10 protein-coding genes are annotated in these 12,537 nt (G+C 65.4%); 4 read left to right on the top strand and 6 right to left on the bottom strand.

The genetic code is table 11. From position 1 onward, the window contains the following. Positions 1–351: 351 nt before the first annotated feature. Positions 352–7,176, bottom strand: coding sequence for an RHS repeat-associated core domain-containing protein (locus SALPAC6_RS0100285; protein ID WP_109746774.1), 6,825 nt, complete (start codon positions 7,174–7,176; stop codon positions 352–354). 407 nt (positions 7,177–7,583) lie between these two features. On the opposite strand from SALPAC6_RS0100285, the gene SALPAC6_RS29840 reads away from it, so the two are divergent. Next, positions 7,584–7,991 carry a hypothetical protein gene (locus SALPAC6_RS29840; RefSeq protein WP_223874410.1) on the top strand — a complete coding sequence of 136 codons (408 nt, stop codon included), beginning with the start codon at positions 7,584–7,586 and terminating at the stop codon, positions 7,989–7,991. A gap of 18 nt (positions 7,992–8,009) precedes the next feature. On the opposite strand, the gene SALPAC6_RS0100295 is transcribed toward SALPAC6_RS29840, so the two are convergent. From SALPAC6_RS0100295 to SALPAC6_RS0100310, 4 genes are read right to left on the bottom strand one after another with little or no spacing between them, the layout of a single operon-like run. Continuing rightward, complete coding sequence (locus SALPAC6_RS0100295; RefSeq protein WP_018251443.1) at positions 8,010–8,234, bottom strand: hypothetical protein; 225 nt, start codon at positions 8,232–8,234, stop codon at positions 8,010–8,012. Further along, positions 8,234–8,359 carry a hypothetical protein gene (locus tag SALPAC6_RS30665; protein WP_263404705.1) on the bottom strand — a complete coding sequence of 42 codons (126 nt, stop codon included), beginning with the start codon at positions 8,357–8,359 and terminating at the stop codon, positions 8,234–8,236. The genes SALPAC6_RS0100295 and SALPAC6_RS30665 overlap by 1 nt, the downstream gene beginning before the upstream one ends. A gap of 11 nt (positions 8,360–8,370) precedes the next feature. Then, complete coding sequence (locus SALPAC6_RS0100305) at positions 8,371–8,568, bottom strand: hypothetical protein (protein WP_018251445.1); 198 nt, start codon at positions 8,566–8,568, stop codon at positions 8,371–8,373. Next, a complete protein-coding gene (locus tag SALPAC6_RS0100310; RefSeq protein WP_018251446.1) occupies positions 8,568–8,792 on the bottom strand; it encodes a hypothetical protein in 225 nt (74 codons plus the stop codon). The genes SALPAC6_RS0100305 and SALPAC6_RS0100310 overlap by 1 nt, the downstream gene beginning before the upstream one ends. 216 nt (positions 8,793–9,008) lie before the next feature. Here SALPAC6_RS0100310 and SALPAC6_RS0100315 point away from each other — a divergent pair, with 216 nt between their 5' ends. Next, positions 9,009–9,875, top strand: coding sequence for a helix-turn-helix domain-containing protein (locus SALPAC6_RS0100315; protein WP_018251447.1), 867 nt, complete (start codon positions 9,009–9,011; stop codon positions 9,873–9,875). Continuing rightward, positions 9,868–10,056: a DUF397 domain-containing protein gene (locus tag SALPAC6_RS0100320; protein ID WP_026189190.1), complete on the top strand. Its 189-nt coding sequence runs from the start codon at positions 9,868–9,870 to the stop codon at positions 10,054–10,056. Before SALPAC6_RS0100315 ends, SALPAC6_RS0100320 begins: the two co-directional genes overlap by 8 nt. Positions 10,057–10,190: 134 nt before the next feature. Here SALPAC6_RS0100320 and SALPAC6_RS0100325 read toward each other — a convergent pair whose 3' ends face one another. Continuing rightward, positions 10,191–11,231 carry a S1 family peptidase gene (locus SALPAC6_RS0100325; protein WP_026189191.1) on the bottom strand — a complete coding sequence of 347 codons (1,041 nt, stop codon included), beginning with the start codon at positions 11,229–11,231 and terminating at the stop codon, positions 10,191–10,193. Positions 11,232–11,647: 416 nt separating this feature from the next. Between SALPAC6_RS0100325 and SALPAC6_RS0100330 the strand changes: the two genes are divergently transcribed. Then, positions 11,648–12,403 (top strand): DUF3159 domain-containing protein, encoded by a 756-nt coding sequence (locus tag SALPAC6_RS0100330; RefSeq protein WP_018251450.1) that lies wholly within the window; start codon positions 11,648–11,650, stop codon positions 12,401–12,403. Positions 12,404–12,537 lie beyond the last annotated feature (134 nt).

A 12,537-nucleotide genomic window follows, 5' to 3' on the forward strand; every position in this document is an offset into this window, starting at 1 on the left:
TCTGCCATCCCCGACTAATCCGCAGCCCTCCGAGCAGCCCGGTCACCTTCAGGAGTGTTCGCTAACCAGCAGCCTGCACCGAGCGGCTCCCATCCCAGTTCATCGCACTGCCGAATCACCTGATTCGTCAATTGCTCATGAGTTCCCTTCCATGGCCCGAAACCGTCCTCAGTAATATCTCCGGGGGTCATTAATCCGCTGTCGACTAACGCACGGACTAGACCGACGGCTGCATCGCGCAATGTGACGCCCTCACTTGAGGCTGAGTCTCGTGCCCCGCCGATGACCCGGTCAATGGGCACCCAATCATCCAAACCCTCGGCTAATATTTCCCGAATGACCGATTCACGGCTACTCGACATGGACTTTCAGACCCTTCGAGTTTGGCGGGAAGATATCGATCGTGGCACCGCCTGATCGAGAGGCTCCACGCCATTGGATTACGGTTCCGTCGGCCTGTCGGTAAACCTCAGGAATCTTCGGCCCGCGAGCCGGAAGCTGCTCGGCACCATTAGTCATCTGACCGAATAGGTCGCGTAGTTCATCTTCGCTACCGACAGTTCTGACATGTGATTGCTTGCCGGTCGGCAAGTTATCAAAACTGCTCCTCCAGCAGCCGCCGGTGTTGTGTACGAGTACCGGCGTGTTGCCGGCTATCACATAGTACGTGTGGATGTTGGCGACGGTGAGATTGTAGGCCATGCCGCGTTGGGTGGCGACCCAGTCGAGACCAACGACGGCGAGCGTCTGGCCGCCAGCGGTGTGGAGTAGGTCGCCGGGGTCCAGGTCCTGACTATCCTGCCACTGGCGGTCAGTTTCGTTCCAGAACGGGTGGTCCTCTGTTGTCGTGACGTCGCCGCCATCGACTCTGAGATCGACCAGTTGGTCCTCATGGACCCAGAGGTGTGTTACCTCGCGTGGGCCTTCTTTGCCGGTTTGGGGATCGGTGGCCCACACCAGGTCACCGACCTCGATGTCCTTGATCGGCTTGGTGCTCCCGTCAGCGAGTAGCACCTCGGTGTCGCCGGCAAAGCTCTTGCGGCCACCACAGCCTCGGAAAGGTTTACCCATGTAGCCGCCGCCACCGAGCTGACCCTCACTATCCCAGCCATACCGAATAAAACCTTCCTGTATGGCCTGCTCAAAAGTGCCGTAAAGGGCCTCGTCGTACGCCGCGCCGAATTCACCGCCGAGAGCCCCTCGCATGACATCGAGAGCGCCATACGCCCACTGGTCCGCACAGTCCTCGACGTACACGTACGCACATGCGAGAGAACTTTCACAGTTGCTGGCACCACCGCGGGGATCATTGCAATAGCTGATGACCTCATTGATGATCACGTCTTCGCTTGGCCCAGCGGGAACCGGAACCCCGTTCAGATGCAGCGCACCGGATGAGTTCTTGGTGAATCGATAGATCCCATTTGTAGCGATCAGCCTATCGCCGCGCGAGGAAGGCGACGGCCCCTTGGGGAGCTTCGGCGCTTTCCCGGTTATTACGGTTTTACCACCGTATTTGTAGGCACGACGGCCACTGCCGTGGATACCACCTTCTTCGAAGTACAGGCCGCTGGGGTCACTGAAGGTGGTGGGATTGTTATTGGAGTAGGCGTATCCGTGCCATTGTTGAGGGTCGGCGAGGCCCATGATGGGGTCGATGCTGATGAAGCGGCCGAGGGTGGGGTCGTATTCTCTGGCGCCTAGGTGGGTAAGGCCGGTGGGGTCGGTGGTGCCGCCGACGTAGCCTTTGGTGCCGATCCAGGGGGTTGGTGGGGTGGTGCGGTCTTCGCCGTAGGGCATGGTGCGGCGGCGTTGGGTGGTGAGGGTGTCGGCGTCGATTTGGATCTGGCTGGTGTTTTGGTGGTTGTTGATGGTCCAGGTGAGACCGCTGGCCTTGCGGATGGCGTTGCCGTTGTAGTAGCGGGTGCCGTTGGCCTGGGTGCTGCCGGTGGGGAGTTCGAGTTCGGTGTCGCCGAGGTAGAGGGTGGTTTTGTCGGGCGCGTGGGTGATGAGCCGGTTGCCGGCGGCGTCGTAGATATAGCTGGTGGTGTCGTTGTTGGTGAGGGTGTCGAGGCGGCCTTCGGGGTTCCAGGTCAGGTTTTGGGTGTCGCCGGCGGGGGTGGTGCGGGTGAGGGTGTTGCCGGCGTCGTCGTAGGTGAACGCTCGGGTGGGGGTTTCGGCTTGGGGGCCGGTGACGGTGATGGAGGCAACCTGGTGGGCGGTGGTGCCGTGGCTGGCGCCGACGTTGTAGGTCCAGGTGGTGTTGCCGGTGGTGTCGTTGTGGTCGGTTTGGGTGAGCCGGTTGCCGAGGTCGTCGAAGGTCCAGGAGCGGTGGTAGGGGTCAGCACCGCTGCGTTGTGGGTTGGTGCAGGTCGCCGTGTTCTGTGTCCAGGCCTGGGTGAGTCGGCGGAGTTGGTCGTAGGTGAAGCATTCGACTTGGTCGGTGATGCCGTCGGTTTGGCCGGCGATGGCGGTGATGTTGCCGGCTGGGTCGTAGGTGTAGTTGTTGGTGAACCGGCTGGTGAAGGTGCCGGGGGTGGCAGGGTCTTCGGTGGCCACGTCGTGGTTGTCGAGTCGACCGGTGCCGGTGTCGATGGTGTTGGTTTGCCGGATCTGGCTGCCTGGGTTGCCGTGCAGGGTGTGGTGAACGGGTCCGTGGAGGTAGTAGGCGGTTTCAGCGAGGTATGGGATGTCGGGTGAGCCGGCGATCTGGCCGGTGGTGGATTGGAGGTAGCCATTGGTGTCGTATTCGGTGGTGATGGTTTCCGCCGGGAGGCCTCCGATGCCCGGCAGGGTCTGCCGGACGGTCTTTCCGGCGAGGTCGTAGGCGGTGCTGCTGGTGTAGGTGCCGGCGAGGGCGCCTTCGGCGGTGGGGATGGTGATGTTGGTGCCGCTGGGTTGGTAGCGGTCGGTGTATCCGGTGACCGCGGTGGTGTAGGCGTTCCCGTTGTGCCAACGGGTGGTGGCCGTCGGCTGTCCCTTGGCGATGCTGTCGTAGAGGTAGCTGGTCAGGCGCTCACCGGTGTTGACGTCGCCGCTCCAGAGGGCTTGGGTGCGGGACATGCCGTCGTACTCGGTGGAGATCTTTTGGCCGCGGGCGTCGATCGTGTGAGCGACCCTACCGGCGGTGTCGTAGTGGGTGCTGCTGGCACCGGCGTCGGGGTCGGTCTTGCCGGTGAGGCGGCCGGCGAGGTCGTAGGTGTTGGTCCACGTGTTACCGGCAGGATCAACGAGGGCGGTGAGTTGGTTGAGCCGGTCGTAGGTGTAGGTGGTGCTCTGGTAGGCGTCCGGGTCGGAGGCCGAAGTGTATTGGTCTACGCGTGTGGTGTTGCCGCGCACGTCGTGGTGGCTGACGGTCTTGGTGCCTCCGGACGGCGGGACGACCATGGTGCGGTCGCCGTAGTAGGTGCTCGTCGTCTGCCGCCATCCGGCGCCGAGGTTCTTGTCCACCACGGTGGTGGGACGGTTGAGGTGGTCGTAGCTGGTCTCTTGGACTGCGGGGACGGTGGTGAGGTCGGGGTTGACCAGTCCGTTCCCGGCATCGGCACTGTTGTGGAACGGTTGGGTGGTGGCGGCGATGTTGCCGCGTGGGTCGTAGGTGGTGGCGGTGACGACCCGGCCGCCGTTCGGGCCGGGTTGTTGGTCTTCTCTGGCCCGGCCGAGCCCGTCGAGGTACTGGTAGGAGTTCAGGTAGACGGGGCTGCCGTCGTGCGACTGCAGCGTCTCGGTCTGGATCCGCGCGGCGGCGGTGGGTTGGCCGATGCCGCTGGAGGTGATGTGGTAGCCGAACCGTAGTGACGGCACCCCGGAGGACTTGGCCTGCCCGGGTAGATACACCTCGGCGAGACGACCGACCGGGTCGTAGAGCAGTTCGGTGACCTTACCGTTTTGGTCCGTGATCTTGGATGGTTCGCCGGTGTGTCGGTTGATGAGCGTGGTGGTGGTGTGGTTGAACTCGCCACCGACGGTGCTGGTGATGCCGTTGTCCGGCCAGTTGATCGCGGGACTGTAGCTGGTGGTGGTGGTCAGCCCGGTGGCGTCGGTCGAGGTGACCACGCGTCCCATGTTGTCGTAGGTGCTACGGCCGCTGGATACGTAGCTGGTGGGGTCGTGGTAGGTGTGGACCTCGGCGACGTTGCCGTCGAACGGTTTCTGGGAGCCCTCGACGGTGTAGGAGTCGTAGAAGATGACGATACGGGACAGCAGTGTGCCCGAGCCGCAGGTGTCACCGGACCAGGTTTCCACCCGTTCCGGGTAGTCGATCAGATACCAGGAACTCGGCTCGTCGCGCTGGGCGTAGGTGAACGAGGTGCAGGTGTTGTCGTCGACGCCGACCTGGTTGTACTGCTGCAGCCGTGTCGGCAGCCCGTATGTGGAGTCGTAGATGGTGCGCTGTGAGGTTTCCCGCCAACTGCCGTCGTCGAGGAGGACCCGGTGGTTTTCCAGACCCATGCGGACCTGGCGGGGATTCCACCAGCCGGGGCCGTCGAGGCTGCCTTGGATCTCATGGTCGTAGCGGGTGCTGGCGACCTCGGTGTAGCTGGCCTTGGCAGGGTTGGCGTTGTAGGCGGTCATGCGGTACTGCTGGGTTTGCAGAGCCAGTCCAGCTCGGGCGTAGTGGTCGTGGTAGGTGTTACCGGCCCAGTCGGTGATCTTGGTTTCCTTGATGCCGCCACCGCTGCCGGGATCGTAGAAGTCGTGGTACATGCCGCGGAAGTACTTCGACGTTGACACCGTGTATCTCGACGGGTCCGTGCCGGTGCCCTGAACGACGCGGACCTTGTCGTAGCCGGCGAACAGGTTCCACGTCTCGTGCTCGTTGGGAATCAGGGGGCTGCGCAGGTTCTTCCACGCCGGTGTGCCGACCGAGTAGTCGTACTGGGTGACCTGGTCCGGGGAATCACCCACCTGATCCTTTACCACGACCTTCTTGACAAGGTACTTGTGGAAGATTCCGAAACCCGCCTCGGCGCCGGGTGGAGTATGGAAGATCGGATAGCAGTCCTGCGTGTTGACGTCCCAGTTGCCCACCTTGCCGTCGTGCCAGGTGTCGTAGCCCGACTTGTTCGACCCGCCCTGCGGACACGGTCGCTGCGTACCGTACGTGACCTCGGTGCGGCCGCCCAAACCGTTGCGGACCACGAGGAGCCGGGGCATCCGCATCGCCGACACGCCTAACCCAGCCTCGTCGTAGTCGACCCGACCATCACGGTAGTTCGGCTGTACCCCGTCGACGTAGTCGAAGTTCACCGGCGGCAGATCAACCTTGTTGGCGTCCAGACCGATCAATCCGACTGGACGGATGTAGTCCAGGATGAACACCCGGTCGGTCAACCCAGTCGGGTTGACCACCTTGTAGCGCAGCTGCACCCGGCCGACGTTGTTCCACGCCCCCGAACCCGCGTTCCACTGATACGACGTGACCCGGTCCAGAATTCGGGTCGAGAAAAACGACTGGCTGTAGTTGCTGCACGAGGACGACCCACAGGAAAGGTCTGTCGGCACGTCCGGATATGACGACGGGCTCGACGATGTCGACGGACAGGACGGTGGAGTGTTGTTGAGCGGGTCCTCCTCGGCAGTGCGCTCCACGCACCGGCTCGCCCAGCTAAACACCGTCCGACCAACCGGAATCGCACCATCCTCGGTCGCGTTCTTCGCGTACAGCACCTCCGCCAGGTAGCCGCCACGGTCGTACTCCAGGATCGACCCGGTCAACGCCCGCTTGTAGTGGTTCGTTTCCCGCTTCCACACCAAAGTCGTGTCGTTTTCGTTGGGGTCCGAAACCCGGTCCAGGTTCCATCGCCACGGATCCCGACACGAACTCGGATACGAGCCATTACACGGCTCCCCCGCCTCGTCCCCCAGGAAGCTCATCTTCCATACCGAGTCCCGCTCATGCCCGAACCGGTACTCCGTGCCGTCCTGCGTCCACACCTTCCAATAGCCGTCGTTCTCCGCGCCACCGGACAGGAACTCCACCCGCCAGCCCAGATCGTCAACGGTCTTCCACACCCCGCTCGTGGTCTTCACAAGCTTCGTCGACTGCCCCTGCAGCGAGATCGTCATCAACGCCGAGCCCTGGTCGTTGGTGTCGGATTCACCATCATGGTCATCCGGCGACTCCCAGCACATCTCACTCGGATGCGCCGGACACGGTTTGTACTCCCGCTCGATGAACCCCGGCGAGAGAGTCCACCCCAACCCCACCGGACCAGACTGGTTGTTCGTCCCATGCGTCATCCCGTCCACCGACGACGAGTTGTAGGACACCTCCAACCCCAACGTCTGCCCGTACGGCAAAGACGGCTCCGGCAACGGGTACGAATACGAAAACGACCCCGCACTTTCGCCCACCTGCCACGAACCCGACTCCTTCAGATCCGTCGCCGTGTACGACCCGGTTGACCCACCCGCAGCAGAAGCCACCACCGCGAATACACCCGCCGAGGCCACCGTTCTGTCCGCCGATAGACCCGCGAACTCGCCCGTGAACCTACCGGGACCCCTCGGGTCACCACCAACGTCCACCACCGCCGTCAACGTCTCCGCGGCCGGATCGTTCACCGACGACACCCACTGCGGCTTCGCAGAACACGCCGCCACCTCGGGCAACGTCGCCGCGCACCCCGGCAACCGCACCAACGTCAACCGATCCGCGAACGACCCCCCGAACGCCTGCGCATATGCAGAGTAGTCAAGCTTCACCCGCACCGGGCCCGAGGCCGCTCCCCCGTCCGCACGGCGCAACGTGAACAGAGGACCCGCGCTGCCCAACTCCACCGACGCTGCCCGGTCAAACCACCGCACGTGCACCGTGTCGACCTCGTCCACCGCCACGCCGCCATCCAAGACGCCAACACCGGCCGGCTCTTCGGCCCGCTCGACCGTCAGCCCGGCCCGCTCTTCGGCCCGCTCGACCGTCAGCCCGAACGCCTCCGAGTCGGCGGCGCCACCCTCCAGGTCAAGAACCGCTTCGCCCCCTGCCGGGAACTCCGCCGCCGGCAACGGCTCCGTCACCGCCTGCCGATCGTCCGGATCCGGCCCCTGATCCGCCTCCCGCACACCAACACCAGCCACCGAAACAGACCCATCCGGCGCGGCCACCGGGTCCGCCGCCACCGGCTCACCCAACTGCACCACCGGCAACAACCCCACCAGCACCGCCGCAGCCAAGCCCCCGACCCTCGCCCTGCCCAACAAGCGAGAACGGTCAGCCCATCCACCCCGGCCACGGACAGCAAACATGGCAACCCCCGTGTCGACACTAAAGTGATCAACACTCTAAACATCCCGCCAAGGCAACATAAGACTAGGGTTCCACCGTCCGCCCAGAGCAGTGGGCCGAGTTCGGCCGCCTGCTGCGCCTGGCCGAACGGGCCCTCGACCTGGCCTCGCACCTCACACCCGAGGACCCCACCCCGTGGGCGCACCGGCTACGAATCATGATCGACCGAAGCGCGCCCCGGGAAGACCTCGATGAGGTGTGGACGGAACTGATCCGACGGGACCCCTGGAATCGAGATGGGCACGTTTACCGGCTGACCTCCCACTGCAGAAATTGGGGCGGCTCGCACCAGGCGATGTTCGACTTTGCGCGGTCGGTCGCCGCCACGGCCTCACCCGGATCGCCGCTCCACCTGCTGCCGGTGCGGGCCGCCTGCGAGTGGGCTCTCTGGGAACAAGATCGTGAATACAGTGGCACCGCCGAGGCAATCGGCCAACGATGGCGGCAGGACCCGACCATGCAGTCGGATCTGGACACCGCGCTGCACCGCTGGTTCCACCAGCCGGCCAGCCGACACGCCGAGTGGCTCGCGGACGTGAACTTCCTGGCCTACGGGCTGGCCCGTACCGGACGCGACGCCGACGCCGCGCCGGTCTTCGCCTCGATCGGCCGGTACATGACCCCCGTTCCCTGGGCCTGGTGGGACGACAAGAATTCCACCAACGCCTTCTTCCGCGCGCGCCGCCGAGCTCGCCGGGCTTGACCTGCCCCCCCCACACAGCTACGCCCAAGCCAGGAACCGGCGATACAGATCCGCGTTTCGGTGAACCTGCGACAGGTGCGCCTCGGCCTCCGCCATCAGCGCCGCAAGGTAGATGCGTAACGCGACGCGGTCGTCGTGGTATTCGGCCAGCAGGGTGCGGCGAGCAGCGGGGCAGGGCCACTCAGCCCGACAGGTGTCACAGCCCCACAAGGGCCGCATCGGCAGATGCCGCTCGTTCGCCATCAGGAGGCCCGGATTCGCGCCAACGCGGCGAGCAGGACCACGCGTAGCGCGTACTCATCAACCGTCGGCGGATAGCCGACCTGGGCTACACCGACCGCCCGGCCGACCGATGGCGGACGATTCACCGGCCGGGCGGTCACCGCAGCGCCCCGATCACCATGGCAGCGACGACGATCACCACGATGAGGATGGCCACCGCCTTCTGCCTGGTGGTCGGTGGCGGGGTGTGCACCGACGGGGCGGCTCGCCGTACTCGATCACCATCGGCCAACGGCGGCGCCCCGTGCGGATCATGGTTGGCCCGCACCTCGGCAGGGTTGTTGTCGTCGGCCATCACAGCCTCCGTAGCCCCGCCAGCACGGCCGCAAGCACGTCGTCGCTCGGGCGGGCCCGGCCGACACCAGCGCAGCCGACAACACTGCCGAGGAGCGGCCGTTGCTCCGAATCGACTCCGGTCACGACCGCGAGCTGACCGCTACTGGTCGAGCCAGGCGGCGCGGTTCGGCGTGCACGCTGCGGCAGCCGGTCGAGTGATTGGTATTCAGTAGCTGCTTTCATGAGTGCTCCTGTTTGAAAGGCATACTGCGGTGCTTGCTCTACCCGGGCGGCGGCTTCCCCACTGCCCTGTAGCCCACGATCAGCGCAATCGATCTCGGATGCAATGTCTCGGACTAAGAACCTCTATGCAGGACGATGCTTTTAGGGAATGATGCGAATGCCATCTCATGACATGCCCCGCCAGCGCATCAGGATGAGACAGGGAGACACCCACCAATGACCGACGTCGGATCGACAGTGCCGAGGCGGCAACTTGGCAGGCTGCTTCGACAGGCACGGGAACAGGCCAACATAGGGCTGGAAGCCGCTGCCGCTGATCTTGAATGGTCCCGCGCCAAGATGTATCGCATCGAGTCGGGGCAGGCGCCCATCCGCGTGTTGGACGTTGATCAAATGTGCCGGCTGTATGGAACGTCAGCCGAGATGACGGAAGTCATGAAGAGCCTCGCCAAGGAGTCGAAGAGCAAGGGCTGGTATCACTCCTACGGCGAGGCGATCCCCCGCTGGTTCGAGCTGTATGTCGGATTGGAGTCAGCGGCCAGCCGGATCCGGACCTACGAGCATGCTGTCGTGCCAGGGCTGCTCCAGACGCCGACGTACGCCGAGCAGGCCATCCGCACCAGGCCGGACCTTCCTTCGGAGGAGGTGGCGAAGCTCGTGGAGTTACGCGCCGAGCGGCAGCGCCTGCTGCGCCGAAAGCGGCCCGCCGCCCCAATCCTGGACGTCGTCCTGGAAGAGGCGCTCCTACACAAGAACGTGCCCGGGATGCGTGCGCAGATCGAACGACTGCTCGACGCCAGCACGACCCCGAACATCTCCGTGCGGGTGATGCCCCTCGGCGGCAAGCTCAGCCAGGTGGTGACCTCGGGGAGCTTTGTCATCCTGGACTTCCCCAAAATCGGGCTACGCCCCGCCGAGCCGACCACGGTCTACAATGAGGGGCTGTCCGGCGCCCTCTACCTCGATCGCATAGCGGAGGTGCGAACGTACGCCGACGCCTGGAATTCGCTGACCGCACAGGCGCTGGACGCCGACGACTCCCGGAAAGCCCTACTCACGATCAAGGAGAAGTACTATGACTAGGCTCAGTGACGCGATGTGGCGCAAGTCCGGCCGGAGCTCGGGCCAAGGGAACTGTGTGGAGGTTGCCGACAACCTTCCGGGTGTCGTGGGTGTGCGGGACTCCAAGGACCCGACCGGGCCCGCCCTCACCTTCGGCCCGGCGGCATGGCGCAGCTTCGTCACCTACACCAAACAGCGCTGACCAGCAGCCAGAGAGAAGGCCCGGCCTCCCGAGAGGAAGCCGGGCCCTCTGCTGCACTACCCGTTCTGAGCTGCTGATCGTCGACTGTGGCGGGCCACCGGATGGCGTCCGGCGCCCCGCCACAGTCGGCGGGATCAGTAGACGTCGACGCCGTAGACGTTCAGGGCTTCAACGACCGGCTGGAAGAAGGTCGTGCCACCGAAGAAGCAGTTGCCGCTACCGCCGGAGGTGAGGCCGAGCGCGGTCGAGCCGCTGAACAACGAGCCGCCGCTGTCGCCCCGCTCCGCGCAGACGTTGGTACGGATCAGGCCACGAACCGTGCCCTCGGCGTAGTTGACGGTGGCGTTGAGGCCGGTGACCGAGCCGCTGCGCAGACCGGTGGTCCGACCGGAACGCTGCACGGACTGGCCGACGAAGGCGTTACCGGCGGAGGTGATGTCCCGGTAGGTGCCGTTGTAGAGGTAGACCGAGCCCGGCTCCTGGCCGCTGAGGCTGACGATGCCGTAGTCGTTGCCGGGGAAGCTGGACCCGGCGGTGGAGCCGAGGTAGTTGGTCTGCGAGCTGTTGGAGTACCAGTTCGAGATGACGTCGGTGCAGTGCCCGGCGGTGAGGAAGTAGTAGTTGCTGCCACTGCGGACGTTGAAGCCGAGCGAGCACACACCGCCGCCGCCGTAGATCGCCTGACCTCCGGCGATCCGGGTGCTGTACACACCCGCCTCCGACTCGATGCGCATCGCACCGCCGCTGCGGGCCACGGCGGCCTCGACCCGCGCCAGCTTGGCACCGGTCACCGTGCTGTCGACGGAGACGACGACCTGGTTGGTCGCCGGGTCCGTCCACCAGGCCGTGCCGGGGATCTTGGCTGAGCTTTCCAGCTCCGCGGTGGCACGCTGCAACTCCGCGGCACCACGCTTGACGATCTTCGGGGTGGCTCCGGCGGTGCTGACCTGCTGGGCGGCAGCAGCGTCGGTCACCGTGACGATGACGGTGCCGTCGGCATCGGCATAGACGCCGGCTGAACGGTCGCCAAGCCGCTCGGCGAGATCAGCGGCGGCTTCCGGGGACGCGTTGGGGGCTGCCGCCTGCGCGGGGCTGCCGATGAGCGCTCCGACCACCAGGGTTCCGGCCGCGGCCACCGCCGCGACACGACGCAACATAAACCTCGTAGGTCGCATGTGACACCTCCGTTGGGGGGTGGGGGAAGGGCCACGCCGAGGGCGGCGGGGCCGGTGAATCAACCCCGGCCGAGCGGGGCTAACGGCCAGGATGCAACGAAGTATTCACATGTTTCGATTATTTGGCAAGCGCATCGACCTTGAACTTGCTCGACCTGGAAGCACCTTATGTCCGATTGCCACCACATGCGTGGCCCAAATCACCGTACTGGGGCAAACAGCGTGGACCGGCACTGGCGTGCGGCCCGAGCACACTGGAAAGAGGAACTTCGCCCGCAGCGCGGACAATAGGCGACAAGGGGGAAGTCACCACCTGATCACCCGCTGCCGCTGCCGTACTAGGTTGGGGATCGGTCTACCGGTTCGCCCCCGCGACCCGGTCGACCGTGCTGGTCGCGACGACGGGAGGGGAGCACGTGGGCGACAGTGCGAAACACCAGACGCCGACGCCAGAGCCGGAGTCCCTCACCGACCTACTCGGCGGACGACGTGGCGCGATCGACGCCACGGTGCCGCCGGTGGCGTTCGCGGCCGGCTGGCTGCTCGGCGGGGAGTCGCTGCAGATCGGAGTCGGCGCGGCGCTGGTGACCGGCGCGGCTGTGGCGGGCTGGCGATGGCGCCGTGGACATCGACCCCGGTCAGTTCTGGTGGGCCTGCTCGCCGTCTGCGTCGGCGCGCTGATCGCGCTTCGGACCGGACGAGCCGAGGACTTCTTCCTGGTGCAACTCGTCGCGAACGCGGCGAGCGCACTCGTCTGGATGGTCAGCATCGTGATCCGCTGGCCATTACTGGGAGTGGTCGTCGGCGTTGTGCTGCGACAGCGGACCCGATGGCGCCGGGACCCGGCGCTCCTGCGGGCCTACGGGCGCGGCAGTTGGGTCTGGACCACCAGCTTCCTGCTGCGGGTTTCGGTGTTCCTGCCGTTGTGGCTCGGCGGCCAGGTGGTCGCGTTGAGCGTGGCCCGGGTGGCGCTGAGCTGGCCGTTGGTGGCGGCCGTCCTCGGGGTGAGCTGGGTGGTGGTACGCCGTTCACTGCCGGCCGGCCATCCAGGGCTACGGCATCCGGTGCTCCCGGGCGAAGCATCGCCGCAGACCGAACCGGCGCCGCAGACCGAACCGGCGCCGCAGACCGAACAGGCACCCCGGCGCGAGTCGGCGGGCAGCCCGGGCTAGACAGAAAGGGAGAGGCCGCCACGGGGGGAGCGGCCTCTCCGGTGACGTACATTACCCCGTCGGGATCCGCTCCGCGCTCCCGGGGGCACACTTATTTCGGCCAGTTTGCAGATTGCGCGTACTCCGACCAATCG

It is taken from the genome of Salinispora mooreana, from assembly GCF_000379065.1.
In the GTDB taxonomy this organism is placed as follows: Bacteria; Actinomycetota; Actinomycetes; order Mycobacteriales; family Micromonosporaceae; genus Micromonospora; species Micromonospora mooreana.